Raw genomic sequence first — 17,087 nt, 5'->3', positions numbered from 1 at the left:
TCGAATTATACTACGCGAAGACTCCATATTTAAAGTTCCAATATCTATGGCCATAAAATATTGAATGTATACATAACCGCATATACATTAATCGCTATCCATATAACACTAAAGAAAATAGTTGGAATTTTAGTGAGTTGTCTTAACTGACTACCATCCCATTCTTGTCTTGAACGTGAGAATGTTAATAGGAATATTGTAATACTTGATTGTGCGACTTCACCTAATAATGTTCCTAAACTAATGTGATAAATATACGTAATGATTTGTCCAAAGTCATGTATATTTGGTGCAGATAGTACTTCATATAAAGCTACTGCAATAATGACGAGAATGATACTTGGGATAAATTTCCTAGATGTTAATATGACATAGAATAAAAACATGATCAGAAGAATGATTAAGAAAATTGGTCCGAATGTGTGATGTTTTAGCCATACACCTAAAATCAACATTATCGGCGGCATGATATAACCGAATAAAGTCGTTATAAATTGATTTAAACGTGATTTGGAACCAGTAACGGCATAACCTTGTCTACCGGTTTCCATGCGCTCTTTACGACGCCAAACAACTACGAGGTCTTTAGGTTTACCACCTGATAGTTTATTTGCTATAACATGACCCATCTCATGGATGAGTATTGGAAAATAACCTAAAATGATATCAATTAAACTTAAAATGGGCTGTTGTCTTCTATGATGAACAAATACATATATAAGCGCGATGATCGTTATCATTGTTAAGGATAAATTTATTGGTTCTGATAGGAAATTCGGTAAAAATTGAATCAAAAAAACGTCACCTCGTATTGAATAGTTTAAGACTATTCTACACTAAAGTGACGTTTTTGTTGTCGGACTTAAGACTTAATATCCGTTATTATTTTTTCTTACGCTTAATTAACCAAGTTAATAAAAGAATGATTCCAGCAATAAGTAAGATTGACGCTGTCATAATAATAGGTCTATTATCCGTACTTGTTACTTTTTTCTTTGTTTCGTTAAATTTATGTTTACTTGGTGTTTCTACTTTTACAGATGGTGGACCATAACTATCATTGATATAAGAACGGTTATAATCAATGCTTGCACGTCCATCTTTAAGTACGACTTTATAATCTTCGCCTTTACGTACGACATCATATAAGTCTTCTGTAACGTAGTATTTTTTGCCATTAATTTTTTGAGTACCTTTAGATAATACTTTTTTCCATTCATATTCTTTGAATGATTTTTCCATCAAGCTATTACCCATCATATTACGTTCTTTCTCTCCACCAACACTGTTGTAATCTCCTGCACCTAAAAGAACTTGGTTAATTCTTAATCCATCTCTTTTAGTAGAAAGACTGTGGTTATAGTCGGCAGTGTCACTAGAACCCGTTTTTAGACCATCAGTACCTTTAAGTGACATATCTGCACCTTCAAGTGAATGATTATACGTATAATATGTAACGTAGTGAACAGTAGGGGCAACTTTTTTAGTGTATTCTAAAATGTCAGGATACTGTTTTACAAGATGTTGCGTTAAAATGGCAAAATCTCTAGCTGTTGTATAGTTATCTTCATCTGATTGGTAACGTTTAGCTTTATATTCTAGTAATAAATTATTAGAAGCACCATTAGCATTGTAGAACTTCGTATGTTCCATGCCTAATTTCTTAGCTGTCTCATTCATGTAGTCAACAAAGTCAGAATCTAAATCCTTTTTTTGTTGTTTTGATGCTGTATTTTTATTAGAGTCTTTATCTTTTTTATCTATCTTTTTAGCAGAAGCTAAGTTCTCAGCTTTCATCGTTTCTCTTCCTAAAATCATCGCACCTGCATTAGAAGAGTTAGAAACGGTAATTTGCATGAGTTCAGAAATTGTATAAACATCTCCTGGATACAATTTTGTATTACTTAATTCTGGTAATGTAGATAAACGATATTCTTCGTTTGTCATTTTAACTTTAGCATTTTTATCAAGTTTGCCACTATTGATTGCTTTCTCAGTTAAATATAATGTCATTAATTTAGACATACTAGCTGGATACCATTTAGCATCTATTTTATATTCATACAAAATTTGACCAGTATCAGAACTATAGTTAATAGCGCCTTCAGGTTCATAGATTTCACCGAGTGAGTATCCATCTTCATTGGCTACTTGTGTTGGTGATTTCGGATTATCCGCTGCATAAGCACTTTGAGTTACTGGTATGCTTAATAAAAGTAATGCAAAAAATAATAATAGACTTTTTTTCATGAATAAGACCTCTTCATTTATTTTTAAAATTAACTATATCATTCTAACATATATTAATTAACTACCCTACAATAAGATAACAAATGAACGTTAATTTTTTGTGAACATATTTTAAATTTGGTATGTATAATCTCAATGCTGTAAAATATACTATATCATTAATTTTAGTAAAGAGGTTATTAAAATGACAAAACAAAATCCTCTGCTTTATTTATTAAAAAAGGTAGACTGGCCTAAAAAATTAGTGTTTACGGCTATGACACTTTCTATTTTAGGTAGTCTTAGTGGTTTGCTTGTACCATTATTTACTGGGAAATTAGTAGATACATTTAATGCAGAAAATTTGGATTTAAGAATGGTTTGGCTATTTATAGGCGTATTTTTGGTAAATGCAGTCTTGAGCGGTATCGGGACATATTTACTAAGCAAGATTGGTGAAAAAACAATTTATTCAATTAGAGAAAAGTTATGGAAGCATTTAATCAATTTGAAAATGAGTTTCTTTGACAAAAACGAAAGTGGTCAATTGATGAGTAGAATTACAGATGATACAAATGTGATTAACTTATTTATCTCTGAAAAAGCACCAAGTGTATTACCATCATTGTTAACACTTATTGGTTCGATTGTGATGTTATTTATTTTAGATTGGCAAATGACACTCATGACATTTCTGATCTTACCTATATTTATCGGGATAATGGTACCATTAGGACGAAAAATGGGTAAAATCTCAAAAGACACACAAACTGAGATTTCTAGGTTCAGCGGTATATTAGGAAGAGTACTGACAGAAATGAAATTAGTAAAAGTGACAACGTCAGAAGAAAAAGAACTAGAAAAAACAAAAGGTACTTTACTAGGTATATATGATCTAGGATTAAAGGAAGCGAAAATTAGAGCAATCATATCTCCACTTTCAGGCGTTATTATGACGTTAACCGTAGCTGTCATACTTGGATTTGGTGGTATTAGAGTTTCGAGTGGTGCGATTACTGCAGGGACATTAGTCGCAATGATATTCTATGTTGTGCAATTATCAGCGCCAATTTTGAATTTTTCTATGTTTTTAACGGATTATAAGAAAGCTGTCGGCGCAAGTGAACGTATCTATGAGATTTATCAAGAAGAAGCGGAAAAAAGAGGTGATGATCATAATCAACCGATTACGAATCATCAAGATATCACATTTGACAATGTTTCATTTGGATACGAAGATAATCCGGTCATTAAAGATTTATCTTTATCCATTCGTTCTGGAGAAGTGACAGCATTTGTAGGTCCTTCAGGTTCAGGAAAAAGTACATTGTTTAGTTTAATAGAAAGACTTTATCCAATCGATCATGGCCAAATATTATATGGAAACCAACCAATAGATGATATATCTTTAAAATATTGGCGACAGAAAATTGGATATGTTATGCAATCTAATGCGATGATGTCCGGGACAATACGCGATAATTTAACATATGGTGTCTATTCAGAAGTAGATGAAGAAACACTCATACATTATACGAAGATGGCACGTTGTTATGATTTTATAATGGCATTTCCACAAGGCTTTGATACAGAAATCGGTGAGAGAGGCACCAAATTATCTGGTGGGCAAAGACAACGTATAGATATCGCGCGAAGTTTCATTAAGAATCCAGATATTCTACTACTAGATGAAGCGACAGCTAATTTAGATAGTGAAAGTGAATTCTACATTCAACAAGCGTTGAATGAATTAATGAAAGATCGTACAACTATTGTGATTGCTCATAGACTTGCTACGATTAAAAAAGCGAATCAAATTGTATTTTTAGATAAGGGTGAAATCACAGGCGTAGGTACCCATCAAGAATTATTAGCATCTCATGATAAGTATAGACATTTTGTAAATACACAAAGTTTAACAGAATAATATAGAAGTGAATTGAACAAGATCCTAGAAAAATATTTCAGGATCTTGTTTTTTATTATAAAAAAATTTAAAAAATATGAGAAATAATGAAAACGCAACCATTTAGATGGGGCAAAGGATTCAATAAAAATCAAAAAACGAGTCAAAAATAATTCGTGAATTTTTTCACAAAATATGTGTCAAACCTATTGACCTCAGGGGATTGAGATGCTATATTTACATTGTGAAAAACATCACAAACGTTAAAGATGCGCATCTTGAAAAAATAAAATTAAGAAAGAAGTTGTTCATTGTGCTACTAAATAATATAAATCCATTAGACAACGTTACACTATCAGCAGTTGTTGCTAGTATACCGATTATATTATTTCTATTATGTTTAACAGTTTTTAAAATGAAAGGTATTTATGCATCTATTACAACACTTATTGTAACTTTAGTCATTGCATCATTTATCTTCGAATTACCACATACTGTAGCGACTGGTGCTATAACAGAAGGGTTCTTTCAAGGTATTCTTCCAATAGGCTATATCGTCGTAATGGCAGTATGGTTATACAAAGTTTCAATTGGTACAGGACAATTTAGTATCATTCAAGATAGTATTTCAGGTATTTCTCAAGACCAACGTATCCAATTATTATTAATAGGTTTTAGTTTTAATGCATTTTTAGAAGGTGCTGCTGGGTTTGGTGTTCCTATCGCAATATGTAGTGTATTGTTAATTCAAATTGGTTTTAAACCTTTACAGGCAGCAATGCTTTGCTTAATTGCTAACGGAGCAGCGGGCGCTTTTGGTGCGATAGGTATTCCAGTTGGCATTATAGATAGTTTAGGTCTTCACGGTAATATTTCAGCGCTTGAAGTATCACAGATTTCAACACTTACACTTCCAATCCTGAACTTCTTTATTCCATTTTTACTAGTCATGATATTGGATGGGTTTAAAGGTGTGAAAGAAATTTTACCGATGATTCTTGTTGTAAGTACAACATACACTGGCTTACAAATATTGATTACGTATTTCCAAGGTCCAGAATTGGCTGATATTATTCCACCATTATTATCTATGGTTGCATTAGCAATTTTCTCAAAATATTATCAACCAAAAAATATTTTCAGAATTTCAGATCAAGAAGTATTGGAAACAAAGAAACATTCTGTTAAATCCATTATGTATGCATGGAGTCCATTCTATATTTTAACGATTTTCGTCATGATATGGAGTGCACCGTTTTTCAAAGCTTTATTTGCTGAAGGTGGTTTACTTTCTTCATTAGTATGGAATATAAGTATTCCGGGAACATTTAATGAAATTACTAATAAACTGATCACATTAAAAATCGACATCTTTAGCGCAACTGGTACAGCAATATTAATCTCAGTTGTGATTACAATATTAATTTCGAAACACTTTAAATTTAGTGACGCATTCAATTTACTAGGCGTAACAATTAAAGAATTGTGGTTACCAATTTTGACAATCTGTTTTATTTTAGCTATTGCTAAAATCACAACTTATGGCGGACTAACAGCTGCAATGGGTCAAGGTATTGCAAAAGCTGGTAACATCTTCCCAATACTATCTCCAGTATTAGGTTGGATAGGTGTATTCATGACTGGTTCAGTCGTTAATAACAACACATTATTTGCACCAATTCAAGCGTCAGTAGCAAGTCAAATTGGTACAAGCGGACCATTGTTAGTTGCAGCAAATACAGCAGGTGGTGTAGCAGCTAAATTAATCTCACCACAATCTATCGCGATTGCAACAGCTGCTGTTAGAGAAGTTGGTAAAGAGTCTGAATTGCTCAAAATGACTTTGAAATATAGTGTCGGATTCTTAATATTCATCTGTGTATGGACATTTATTTTAACAATAATTTTATAAATATAAATTGAGGAGCGAATATAATGAAACAATTCAAAGGTAAAAAAGTCGTATTAGTAGGTAATGGTGCAGTAGGTTCAAGTTATGCATTTTCAATGATAAACCAAGGTATTTGTGATGAATTTGTCATCATAGATTTAGATAAAAAGAAAGTAATCGGGGATGTCATGGATTTAAATCATGGTACAGTATACGGACCATCACCAATTAAAGTTAAATCAGGTGACTATAAAGATTGTCATGATGCAGACTTAGTAGTTATTTGTGCAGGTGCAGCACAAAAACCAGGTGAAACAAGACTAGATTTAGTAGCAAAAAATATGAAAATTTTCAAATCAATCGTTACTGAAATTATGGACTCAGGATTTGATGGTATATTCTTAATTGCAACTAACCCAGTAGATGTATTAACTTATGCAACTATGAAATTCTCTGGTTTACCAAAAGAACGTGTAATCGGATCAGGTACTATATTAGATACAGCAAGATTTAGATATTTATTAAGTGAAGAATTCGATGTAGCACCACAAAGTGTACATGCAAACATTATCGGTGAACATGGTGATTCAGAATTACCAGTATGGTCTCATGCTAATATTGCAGGTAAACCATTAAGAAGTATTATTGAAAAAGACGAATCACGTAAACATAGAGTAGAAGAAATATTTGTACAAACTCGAGATGCAGCATATGAAATTATAGAAGCAAAAGGCGCAACTTATTACGGAGTAGCAATGGGGTTAATGCGTATTACAAAAGCCATTTTAAATAACCAAGATGTGGTGTTGACAGTTTCTGCATATTTAGAAGGCGAGTACGGACATGAAGGCGTGTATATAGGCGTACCAGCACTTATAAACAGATCAGGCATTAGAGAAGTCATCGAAATGCCATTAGATGAAGAAGAAAAATCATTATTCGATAACTCTGTTAAAGTGTTGAAAGATATACAAGCACCATTTGAAAAAGAATTTTAATAGTAAGATATATCAGGGATTTAATATATGAAGATTTTAGTAGTACCGACAAAGTCTAGAAAAGATTTTGTCGGTATTTTTTGTGGTGACTGTTTGAATTAAGGGGGGAATGTGAAAATGAGTGGGATTGAAGGCGGAAGATGATGGAAGACGTGAGTTAAAGGCGGAATAAACTCATAAGTCATGGCTTAAGTCCAGAGTAAAGCCAAGAGATCGTCTAAGTCATGGCTTAATGTCCGAATAAAGCCAAGAGATTGTCTAAGTCATGGCTTAACGTCCTAATAAAGCCAAGAGATGAGCCAAGTCATGGCTTAATGTCTGAATAAAGCCAAGAGATGAGCCAAGTCATGGCTTAATGTCTGAATAAAGCCAAGAGATAGCGCAAGTCATGGCTTAATGTCTGAATAAAGCCAAGAGATCGTCTAAGTCGTGGCTTAATGTCTGAATAAAGCCAAGAGATCGTCCAAGTCATGGCTTAACGCTCTAACTAAGCCAAGACATCATCTATTTCTCGCACCTCCATCAGTTCCTTTAATTCAAATCACTTTTTTTCACATCATCATTCCTCATCCATTATATGATTCGTCTTCTATTTAAAATCGGCATGTTGAGGGGATTTGAGGATTGTGGTAGTATCAATATGTCTGTTAAAAAATATAGAGGAGGTAAGGTCATGAAAAATAGAATTTTACGAGATATGATATTAATTTTGGCAGGATCTTTTATTTTTGCTACGGGTGTTAATGCCTTTATCATTTCTGCTAATTTAGGTGAAGGTGGCGTAACTGGGGTTTCTTTAATCTTACTTTATGCATTCGATATTTCACCTGCATGGTCTACGTTTATTTTAAATGCTATTTTAATTGCGTTAGGTTATAAATTTTTAAGCAAGAGAAGTACTGTATATACGATAATAGCGGTTATTGCTATTTCTGTATTTCTAGGTCTGACTGAATCTTGGGTTGTGCATACGAACGAAATTTTAATTAACACAATCTTTGGTGGTTTCATGGTTGGTCTAGGTATAGGACTCATTGTATTGTCTGGTGGTACGACTGCTGGGACGACGATTCTTGCCCGAATAGCGCATAAATATTTAGACGTAAATACATCATATGCTCTACTATTCTTTGACCTTATCGTCGTGATGTTCTCACTTACTGTAATGCCTTTAGAAAAAGCGTTACTTACAGTGATTTCATTATATGTAGGAACAAAAGTGATGGACTTTGTAATTGAAGGTCTCAATCCTAAAAAAGCCGTTACAATTATTTCTCAAAATCCCGATCAAATCGCCAAAATGATTGATGAACAAATTGGTCGTGGTTGTACGATTCTAAATGGTAGAGGCTATTATTCTAAGAAAGACACAGATGTCTTATATGTAGTTATTGCGAAGACACAACTTTCTAGAACAAAACGCATGATTAGAAAGTTCGATGAAAATGCATTTGTCGTTGTCCATGACGTAAGAGACGTTCTTGGAAATGGCTTTTTAGTAGATGAATAATAATGTTTAAGAGGTTGGTACACATTAATTGTGCCAACCTCTTTTTGTGAACGGAATACGAAAATATTCAGAAAATGATAGAAAAAGCTACTATTAAATGCTATAATACATGAATGTGAATGATGATAATGATTATCATTTACAAATATATACAATTAATGAAAATATCATATAAATAGAGTTTATTTTAATGGAAAGAGGGTTCTTTATGAATCGTTTAACGGGAGAAGCTATTTCAATAGGTTATGGAGACAAATTAATAGTTAATGAATTGAATCTTGAAGTACCAGATGGCAAAGTGACTTCTATCATCGGACCAAATGGTTGCGGTAAGTCTACTTTATTAAAAGCTTTAAGCCGTATTTTAAATGTACAAACAGGTCAAGTGTTGTTAGACGGTAAGAATTTGCATTCAACTTCAACTAAAGAAATAGCTAAAAAGATTGCAATTTTGCCCCAATCTCCTGATGTTGCAGATGGATTAACAGTTGGAGAACTCGTATCTTATGGTAGATTTCCTCATCAAAAAGGTTTCGGTAGATTATCTAAACAAGATAAAGAGGAAATTGAATGGGCTTTAAATGTAACAGGTACGCATGAATTTAAATATAGATCAATTAACGATTTAAGTGGTGGTCAAAGACAACGTGTTTGGATTGCAATGGCGCTCGCTCAAAAAACAGACATCATTTTCTTAGACGAACCAACTACTTATTTAGATATTTCACACCAATTAGAAATTTTAGAACTTGTACAGGAATTAAATAGAGAACAAGGTTGTACGATTATTATGGTCTTACATGATATTAACCAAGCAATCCGTTTCTCAGATCATTTAATTGCTATGAAGTCTGGTAAAATTGTTGCACAAGGTCAAACTGAAGAAGTTCTAACAAATGAAATATTGGAAGAAGTCTTCAATATTGATGCAGAGCTTTCTACAGATCCACGTACTGGAAAACCAATGCTTGTAACATATAATTTATTATGTAAGCACTATACGAAGTTATAAAAGGATGGCAACCCAATGAATCAGACTAAAACATTAAAAGCTAATCGCTATCCAATTATATTAACAGTTACAATCATTTTACTTGTAGCTGTTTTACTTCTGTCATTTTTATTTGGTGCAAAGACGACTTCAATACAAATGGTTTATGATGCGATTTTTCATTATAATCCTAAAATAGAAGAACATAATATATTAAGAGAAATAAGAATTCCAAGAGAAATAGGTGCTGTTATTGTAGGTATGGCACTTGCTGTATCCGGTGCTGTCATGCAAGGCGTTACACGTAATGGCTTAGCTGACCCTGGTTTATTAGGTCTTAATGCTGGTGCGAGTATGATGCTTGCGTTAACTTTAGCCGTTATACCTAATGCAGGTTATTTCACATTGATGCTTGCAGGATTCGTAGGTGCAGCTATAGGTGGGATACTTGTTATGAGTGTTGGCTCATCTAAACGAGGTGGATTCAGCCCAATGAGGTTAGTACTTGCTGGTGCTGCAGTATCTGCGCTTTTAACAGCTGCAAGTGAAGGAATTGCTTTAATATTTAGATTAAATCAAACATTAACATTCTGGAGTGTTGGTGGTGTAAGTGGTACAACTTGGAAACAACTTATGATCTCTACACCAGTTGTTATTGTTATTTTAATTGTTCTTATTTTTATGAGTAGACAACTTACTATACTTAGTTTAGGTGATACACTTTCTAAAGGATTAGGCCAAAATAGTACATTTGTAAGATACACAAGTTTAATTGCTACAATGTTCCTAGCAGGTATAGCAGTTTCAATCGTTGGACAAATCGCATTTGTCGGCTTAATGGTGCCACATATTGTTCGATTTATGATTGGAACAGATTATAAACGTGTAATACCTTTATCAGCAGTACTCGGAGGCTTTATTCTGTTATTTGCAGATATGATTGCAAGAATGTTAGGAGAAGCACCTATTGGAGCTGTTATCTCAATTATCGGTGTGCCGTTCTTCCTTTATCTTGTTAGAAGGGACGGTAAAATACTATGATACATCCTAAAGTTATTAAAAAACAACGTATTACATTTATTATATTAGTTATCGCACTTATTGCTTCAATGGGATTTGCCATGACAACTGGTGAGTTTAATATGTCCTTTACGCAATTTTTCAAAACGATATTTGGACAAGGTAATGAGTTAGATACAATGGTATTATTTGAATTTAGAATGCCTAGAATGCTCATCACAATACTTGCTGGTGCAAGTTTAGCGTTAAGTGGTGCAATCCTTCAAAGTATTACGAAGAATCCTTTAGCAGAACCAGGTATTCTTGGTATTAATGCAGGAAGCGGATTTATGATTACGCTATTTCTTGTTGTTGGTACGATTAAAGCAGGAGATTTTGTATATGTATTACCACTTGTAAGTATGCTCGGTGGTTTAGCAACTGCAATGGTTATTTTCATATTCAGTCATAAACGTGGTGAAGGCATAAACCCTGTAAGAATGGTCTTAATAGGTGTAGGTTTATCTACTGCTCTGAGTGGAGCATCTATAACAATTATGTCTACATTTGATCAAGATCAAATGGAATTTATCGCAAGATGGTTCGCAGGTAACATATGGGGAGATGAATGGCCATTCGTGTTCGCATTTATCCCATGGTTGGCGATTGTTATGCCATTCTTGTTCTATAAAGCAAATGTATTAAATGTATTAAGTACGAATGAACAAATTTCCGTTTCTTTCGGTATTAATAATAATAGAGAAAGAATTCTACTCGTATTTTTAGCTGTTGTATTATCATCAGCTGCAGTTTCAGTAGCAGGCGGAATTGGTTTCGTTGGCTTAATGGGACCACATATCGCAAGAAGTATTGTTGGACCAAGACATCAATTATACTTACCAATTGCAGTGTTAAATGGTGCGATTTTACTTGTTGTAGCAGATACAATTGGTAAAATTGTATTAGAACCTAACGGACTTCCAGCAGGTATTATCGTTGCAATAGTTGGTGCGCCGTATTTCTTATACTTAATGCAAAAATCAACGCATATATAATAGTGAACTCTCTTTCTATAATGAAAGAGAGTTTTTTCGTGCTTATAATCACGACACATTCTAAGAATTATTAAAATTTCTCAAAAAAGTATACATAAATTATAAAATTTTGTTTTCAAAATCATTTTAGGGGTATAACAAGGAGTAGTAATAGAACTTTACATAGGAGGTGCAGTTGCCAGTGAGAAGATTAAAAAATTTTTTCCTAGGCTTATTCATAATAGTAGTTGTAGGCACGCTTCTTTTTATGTATTTGGATATTAGCCAAATTAAGAGCTATCAACAAGAATTATTAAAATATAATTGGTTTGAACCAACGTTGATTGCTTGTGCAGGCGTATTAATATTCTTTGGTATATTGATGTTCTTTGCAACATTTAAACCAACACATAAAAAGCCAGGCTTACATCGTGACTATGAGGATGGTCACATTTATATTACGAGAAATTCAGTTGAAAAATGTATTTATCGTACTATTCAAAAATACGATGAAGTACGTCAACCAAATGTTATTGCGAAACTGTATAATAAGAAAAATAAATCTTATGCAACAATCAAAGCTGATTTCTTTGTTGTTTCAGATACAGGTCAAATTCAAACATTAACAGATCGAATTAAATCTGATATCAAACAAAATGTAGAGCATTTCTCAGAAATACCTGTAAAAAATATTGAGATTAATGTCAGAGATCAAAAATCGAGTGACACAAGAGTTTTATAAGACTAAGGATAGGAGGTTCCGATTATGCCAAATGAAAATCAAGATCCAAATCAATTCATTAATTTTATTAAAGAATATAAATGGAGAATTATTGGTTTTATCGCAATGTTAATATTAGCAGTACTATTTTTAACAATTGGTTTTTGGAAAACAGTTTTAATCCTAGTCCTATGTTTAATAGGTGTAGGATTGGGGTATATTAAAGATTGTACACAGCAGTTCTTAAATTTCCTAAATAGAATAAGTTAGACTGCTTACAATATAAATAAAGAAAACAAACAAATTATAAATTAAAGGGAGAGAATCTATTATGGCAAACGTAGACAACAACAAAGCAAAAAGTAGTTACAATGAACAAACAGGGGTAAATGAACAAGAGCGCGAAGCTCAACAACAACAAGCTCAAGCTCAAGAGCAACAATTTTCAAATACATTATCATTTTCAGATGAAGTAGTAGAAAAAATTGCTGGTATTGCTGCAAGAGAAGTTAGAGGTATTTTAGATATGAAAGGCGGCTTTGCTTCTAGCTTAACTGATCGTTTCACATCTGGAAATAACGTAACACAAGGGGTTTCTGTTGAAGTAGGAGAAAAACAAGCAGCTGTAGATTTAAAAGTTATTTTAGAATATGGCGAATCAGCTCCTAAAATCTTCAAAAAAGTTGCAGACTTAGTTAAAGAACAAGTTAAACATATGACTGGACTTGAAGTTGTTGAAGTAAATATGCATGTTGATGATGTAATGAGTAGAAAAGAATACGAACAAAAAAATTCATCATCTGATGATGAAGGCCAATCAAAAGGCAATAAAGAATTACAATAATCTATAAAAAAGACGAGTGAGATTATCTAATCTCACTCGCTTTTTTTTATGATTTCTGCGCCTTTGGTTGTTTCTTAATCGTTAAACAAATAAGGAATGCAATAAAGCTTAATGCACCTGCTACATATAAACTAGATACGACATTAAAGTATGATACGAATATACCACCTAATAATGAACCAGCACCTATTCCTGCATTTAAACTTGACATGTTCCAACTCATTGCTGCACTTGTATCTCCTTCAATTTGAGAGATAATACCGATTTGGATAGGTGGATTTGATCCCCATTGAACAATATTCCAAGCAAATACACCAATTAATGTAATAACAAGTATCGGTAAGAATTGTTCAAATACAAGCATCAGTACTGTATAAGTACTTAATGAAATTAATAGCCACTTTTTACTACCTAATGCATCTGTAATATATCCACCTAATGACGTACCGATAATTGCACCGATACCTGCAACAAGTAGTACCAGTGATACAATATTTAAATCATATCCATACACAGATAATAATGGACTAATATACGTTACGACAACATAATTTGCCGCTAATATAAGGAAAGTAATGCTTAAATATTTTACAATTTCTAAAGGATGAACGACTTTGTAATCTTGACTTTGGCTAGAAGATTCTAACGTATCAATTTTATTGCTTGCGACATTAAAAATAATAAGTATAAGCGCAATAATACCAACTGTAGAAATAAATACAAATGACATTCTCCAACCTACTAAGTCTCCTATTTTAGTACCTAGAGGAACACCAAGTACGTTCGCTGCACTGAAACCAGTATAAACAAGCCCAATCATTTTCCCACGTTCACTTGGTTTTGAATACACAACAGTTAAAGATAAGATTTTCACGACAATAATTGCTGCAGCGGCTGAAGATAATATTCGACCTATTACAAGTATTGTAAAGTTAGGTGAAATCGCAATAATCCCGTTTCCTAAAATAAATATAGCCATACTCACTAATAATACAGTCTTTGGTGAGACATTCTTAGTCAGTTTAACAAGTATGGGTCCGCTAATTGCGAATGTTAATGCATAAACTGTTACAAGTTGTCCTACAATTGCTTCTGATACATTCAAATCTTTACTCATTAAAGTAAGTATACCTGCAATCATTAATTCAACCATTCCCACAACAAATACGCTTAACATAAATGTAATTAATCGAGGTTTCGACATCATATTACTCCTTCTCTTTGACATATAATCATGATTATAACAGTGTGATTTGTAAAAATACAGATAAAATTTAATACCCGAACAATCAGAAATGTAAGGTGTTTTTAAGGTATAAATTGAAAGAATTAATTGGAATTGTTCTATATATTATACGGATAATAAATAGTTGTTTGAAAATTAAAAATATTTAAAGAAAAAATATAATAAATACATTGGTATATTATGATTAATAATTCTTTTATTTTTACTAAAAATAATGACAGCGCTTACATAAAAATATATAATAAAATTAGAGATGAATAGTATTGAATATTTATTAATTATTGTGTATAGTTAGTCTTGCGTAAAGGAGAGAAAGTATGAAAGAGACGAGCGTTTTAGTAGGAAGGTTAAAGTTTATTATATTATCACTGTTAGGAATATATTTATTTTTAGTGCCTGTAACGGTAACTGACGATAAAGGGGAGAAGGAAACAAGTTTACCTGTTGCATACCTTGCAAATACAGCTTTAGATTGGATAGGTGACTATGATGGGCTAATTATTATGCTTTTAATTAGTTTCTCTGCAGTAATGACATTAATCTATTCTACGATATTCAGTACTTCTACAAAGAGATCTATAACGAATGAATTATTTAACGTCAATTGGATTTGGGTCGTCATTAGAATAATAGGTGCGATATTTGCAATATTTATTTATTTCGATTTCGGACCAGGTGTAGTTGTAAATGAAAATACCGGATTAATGGTATACAATGATTTATTACCAACATTACTTGCCGTATTTTTCTTTGCAGGTTTGTTCTTACCATTATTAATGGACTTTGGTTTATTAGAATTTTTAGGACCAATGTTTGCTCCAATTATGAGACCAATGTTTAAATTACCAGGTAGATCAACTGTTGATAATCTAGCATCATTTATTGGTGATGGTACAGTTGGCGTTATGATTACAAGTCAACAATATGAACAAGGATTTTATACACGTCGAGAAGCAACAGTTATTGCGACAACATTCTCTGTTGTATCAATCACATTTGCAATTGTCATTGCTCAAACAATCGGCTTAATGGATTATTTCTTTAAATTTTATTTATCCGTTATTTTAGCTTGTGTTGTAGCAGCTTTTATAATGCCTAGAATTTGGCCACTTAAACAAATTCCAGATAAGTATTCAAACGGAAGCACTGAGCAATTAAATGAATCAATTCCTAAAACACATAATCCAATATCATGGGGATTTGAACAAGCAACTCAAAAAGCTGTAAAATCACCTGACCTTAAACAATTCATTATTAACGGTGTGAAGACTGTGTTGGATATGTGGTTAGCAGTACTACCAGTCGTTATGACAATCGGTACTTTAGCCACTATAGTTGCTGAATATACACCAACATTTAGTATATTAGGAGCACCATTTGTACCATTATTAGAATTAATGCAAATACCATATGCAAAAGAAATGTCTGAAACATTATTAATCGGTTTCGCAGATATGTTCTTACCATCATTACTGATTAGTAATGTACCAAGTGATATGACAAGATTTATCGTAGGTGCTTTAAGTATTTCACAATTAATATATTTATCAGAAGTAGGGGGCGTTATACTCGGTTCGAAAATACCAGTAAGCCTAGGGAAACTATTTATGATTTATATTATACGTACAATCATAGCTCTACCGATAATCGTTATATTAGCTCATATATTCTTCTAAATTTAAAATAGCGACAGAGGCATGATGTGCCCCTGTCGTTTTTTATGTATGGGAATGGTTGGGGGAGATGAGGAGGTTTTGAGTCGTGGCTTAAGTGCTGAGTAAAGCCAAGAGATAGCTCAAGTCGTGGCTTAATGTCCGAATAAAGCCAAGAGATAGCCCAAGTCATGGCTTTATGTCTGAGTAAAGCCAAGAGATAGCTCAAGTCTTGGCTTAAGTGCTGAGTAAAGCCAAGAGATAGCTCAAGTCATGGCTTAAGTCTTGAATAAAGCCAAGAGATCGTCCAAGTCTTGGCTTAATGGGTGAGTAAAGCCAAGAGATAGCTTAAGTCGTGGCTTAATGTCCGAATAAAGCCAAGAGATCGTCCAAGTCTTGGCTTAAGTGCTGAGTAAAGCCAAGAGATCGTCTAAGTCTTAGCTTAAGTGCTGAGTAAAGCCAAGAGATTGCTAAAATCATGGCTTAATGTCTGAGTAAAGCCAAGAGATCGTCCAAGTCATGGCTTAATGGGTGAGTAAAGCCAAGAGATCGCTAAAGTCATGGCTTAATGTCTGAATAAAGCCAAGAGATCGCTAAAGTCATGGCTTAATGTCTGAGTAAAGCCAAGAGATTGTCCAAATTATAGCTTAAGCACCAAATAAACTCACATCTTCCTCATTCCACCCTCATAACAAAAACAAACTGAACTAGATAAGTTCAGTTTGTCCATATTTATATTATTTTGGGTCAATTGTTGTTTCGACTTTAGCGATTGCGATTTCAGATCCTAACATTGGTGATTCGCCTTTGTCTTTATTACTGTCTCCGCCGCGACTATGTGCTTGTTTAAATGCATCGCTCGTTTTCCATGCTTCGAAGTCTTCTAGTTCTTCCCACCACATATTGACATGTAATTCGTCATTGTCTTCAATGTCTTGCATATTCCAAGTTTCAACTTTAATGAAACCTTTCATTTCTTGTAGTGCGCCACCTTTAGTAAACATTGGTGCTAATTTTTCTGCATAACCTTTTTTCATTTTAATTCTATTTGTTACAACATACATAG

General features: G+C 33.1%; 15 protein-coding genes. 11 read left to right on the top strand and 4 right to left on the bottom strand.

Translation table 11 applies throughout. The features are described 5' to 3' along the window. Positions 1 to 44: 44 nt before the first annotated feature. On the bottom strand, positions 45 to 794 hold the full coding sequence (locus LQ622_RS12740) for a M50 family metallopeptidase (protein ID WP_051575454.1): 750 nt from the start codon (positions 792 to 794) through the stop codon (positions 45 to 47). A gap of 88 nt (positions 795 to 882) precedes the next feature. Beyond that, positions 883 to 2,250 carry a penicillin-binding protein PBP4 gene (gene pbp4, locus LQ622_RS12735; protein WP_204188294.1) on the bottom strand — a complete coding sequence of 456 codons (1,368 nt, stop codon included), beginning with the start codon at positions 2,248 to 2,250 and terminating at the stop codon, positions 883 to 885. Between the two features lie 184 nt (positions 2,251 to 2,434). Here pbp4 and LQ622_RS12730 point away from each other — a divergent pair, with 184 nt between their 5' ends. The 10 genes from LQ622_RS12730 (at position 2,435) to LQ622_RS12685 (ending at position 13,123) form a co-directional block, all read left to right on the top strand. After that, positions 2,435 to 4,156, top strand: a complete 1,722-nt coding sequence (locus LQ622_RS12730) for an ABC transporter ATP-binding protein (RefSeq protein WP_126477899.1) — start codon at positions 2,435 to 2,437, stop codon at positions 4,154 to 4,156. Between the two features lie 292 nt (positions 4,157 to 4,448). After that, complete coding sequence (locus LQ622_RS12725) at positions 4,449 to 6,047, top strand: L-lactate permease (RefSeq protein ID WP_126477900.1); 1,599 nt, start codon at positions 4,449 to 4,451, stop codon at positions 6,045 to 6,047. Positions 6,048 to 6,070: 23 nt separating this feature from the next. Then, a complete protein-coding gene (locus LQ622_RS12720) occupies positions 6,071 to 7,024 on the top strand; it encodes an L-lactate dehydrogenase (RefSeq protein ID WP_159316342.1) in 954 nt (317 codons plus the stop codon). 673 nt (positions 7,025 to 7,697) lie between these two features. Further along, a complete protein-coding gene (locus LQ622_RS12715) occupies positions 7,698 to 8,534 on the top strand; it encodes a YitT family protein (protein WP_025906313.1) in 837 nt (278 codons plus the stop codon). A gap of 208 nt (positions 8,535 to 8,742) precedes the next feature. Then, complete coding sequence (locus LQ622_RS12710; RefSeq protein WP_025906315.1) at positions 8,743 to 9,546, top strand: ABC transporter ATP-binding protein; 804 nt, start codon at positions 8,743 to 8,745, stop codon at positions 9,544 to 9,546. Positions 9,547 to 9,561: 15 nt separating this feature from the next. Beyond that, complete coding sequence (locus tag LQ622_RS12705) at positions 9,562 to 10,566, top strand: FecCD family ABC transporter permease (RefSeq protein ID WP_239763290.1); 1,005 nt, start codon at positions 9,562 to 9,564, stop codon at positions 10,564 to 10,566. After that, positions 10,563 to 11,579 (top strand): FecCD family ABC transporter permease, encoded by a 1,017-nt coding sequence (locus LQ622_RS12700; RefSeq protein WP_126477902.1) that lies wholly within the window; start codon positions 10,563 to 10,565, stop codon positions 11,577 to 11,579. Before LQ622_RS12705 ends, LQ622_RS12700 begins: the two co-directional genes overlap by 4 nt. 181 nt (positions 11,580 to 11,760) lie before the next feature. Then, positions 11,761 to 12,300, top strand: a complete 540-nt coding sequence (gene amaP / locus LQ622_RS12695) for an alkaline shock response membrane anchor protein AmaP (protein ID WP_025906320.1) — start codon at positions 11,761 to 11,763, stop codon at positions 12,298 to 12,300. A 21-nt stretch (positions 12,301 to 12,321) separates the two neighbouring features. Continuing rightward, the gene (locus tag LQ622_RS12690) at positions 12,322 to 12,549 is read left to right on the top strand and encodes a DUF2273 domain-containing protein (protein WP_369919472.1); all 228 of its coding nucleotides are present in this window, start codon (positions 12,322 to 12,324) and stop codon (positions 12,547 to 12,549) included. 61 nt (positions 12,550 to 12,610) lie between these two features. Then, complete coding sequence (locus LQ622_RS12685; RefSeq protein ID WP_204173708.1) at positions 12,611 to 13,123, top strand: Asp23/Gls24 family envelope stress response protein; 513 nt, start codon at positions 12,611 to 12,613, stop codon at positions 13,121 to 13,123. A 46-nt stretch (positions 13,124 to 13,169) separates the two neighbouring features. On the opposite strand, the gene LQ622_RS12680 is transcribed toward LQ622_RS12685, so the two are convergent. Then, a complete protein-coding gene (locus LQ622_RS12680) occupies positions 13,170 to 14,327 on the bottom strand; it encodes an MFS transporter (RefSeq protein WP_191835703.1) in 1,158 nt (385 codons plus the stop codon). Positions 14,328 to 14,686: 359 nt separating this feature from the next. Between LQ622_RS12680 and LQ622_RS12675 the strand changes: the two genes are divergently transcribed. After that, entirely contained in the window at positions 14,687 to 16,045 is a 1,359-nt protein-coding gene (locus tag LQ622_RS12675; protein ID WP_239763288.1) for a YjiH family protein, read from the top strand. A 713-nt stretch (positions 16,046 to 16,758) separates the two neighbouring features. Here LQ622_RS12675 and LQ622_RS12670 read toward each other — a convergent pair. Continuing rightward, complete coding sequence (locus LQ622_RS12670; protein WP_037590416.1) at positions 16,759 to 17,085, bottom strand: heme oxygenase; 327 nt, start codon at positions 17,083 to 17,085, stop codon at positions 16,759 to 16,761. Positions 17,086 to 17,087 lie beyond the last annotated feature (2 nt).

It is taken from the genome of Mammaliicoccus sp. N-M50, assembly GCF_022386995.1.
Classification (GTDB): Bacteria; Bacillota; Bacilli; order Staphylococcales; family Staphylococcaceae; genus Mammaliicoccus; species Mammaliicoccus sciuri_A.
Note: the sequence above shows the minus strand (reverse complement) of the source record. Positions and strands in the feature narration are given on the sequence as shown.

Excerpts from the sequence above, each read along its gene's own strand:
- pbp4 (WP_204188294.1), bottom strand. The coding sequence starts at position 2,250 with ATGAAAAAAAGTCTATTATTATTTTTTGCATTACTTTTATTAAGCATA.
- LQ622_RS12730 (WP_126477899.1), top strand. The coding sequence starts at position 2,435 with ATGACAAAACAAAATCCTCTGCTTTATTTATTAAAAAAGGTAGACTGG.
- LQ622_RS12720 (WP_159316342.1), top strand. The coding sequence starts at position 6,071 with ATGAAACAATTCAAAGGTAAAAAAGTCGTATTAGTAGGTAATGGTGCA.
- LQ622_RS12715 (WP_025906313.1), top strand. The coding sequence starts at position 7,698 with ATGAAAAATAGAATTTTACGAGATATGATATTAATTTTGGCAGGATCT.
- LQ622_RS12710 (WP_025906315.1), top strand. The coding sequence starts at position 8,743 with ATGAATCGTTTAACGGGAGAAGCTATTTCAATAGGTTATGGAGACAAA.
- LQ622_RS12705 (WP_239763290.1), top strand. The coding sequence starts at position 9,562 with ATGAATCAGACTAAAACATTAAAAGCTAATCGCTATCCAATTATATTA.
- LQ622_RS12700 (WP_126477902.1), top strand. The coding sequence starts at position 10,563 with ATGATACATCCTAAAGTTATTAAAAAACAACGTATTACATTTATTATA.
- LQ622_RS12685 (WP_204173708.1), top strand. The coding sequence starts at position 12,611 with ATGGCAAACGTAGACAACAACAAAGCAAAAAGTAGTTACAATGAACAA.
- LQ622_RS12680 (WP_191835703.1), bottom strand. The coding sequence starts at position 14,327 with ATGTCGAAACCTCGATTAATTACATTTATGTTAAGCGTATTTGTTGTG.
- LQ622_RS12675 (WP_239763288.1), top strand. The coding sequence starts at position 14,687 with ATGAAAGAGACGAGCGTTTTAGTAGGAAGGTTAAAGTTTATTATATTA.
- LQ622_RS12670 (WP_037590416.1), bottom strand. The coding sequence starts at position 17,085 with ATGTATGTTGTAACAAATAGAATTAAAATGAAAAAAGGTTATGCAGAA.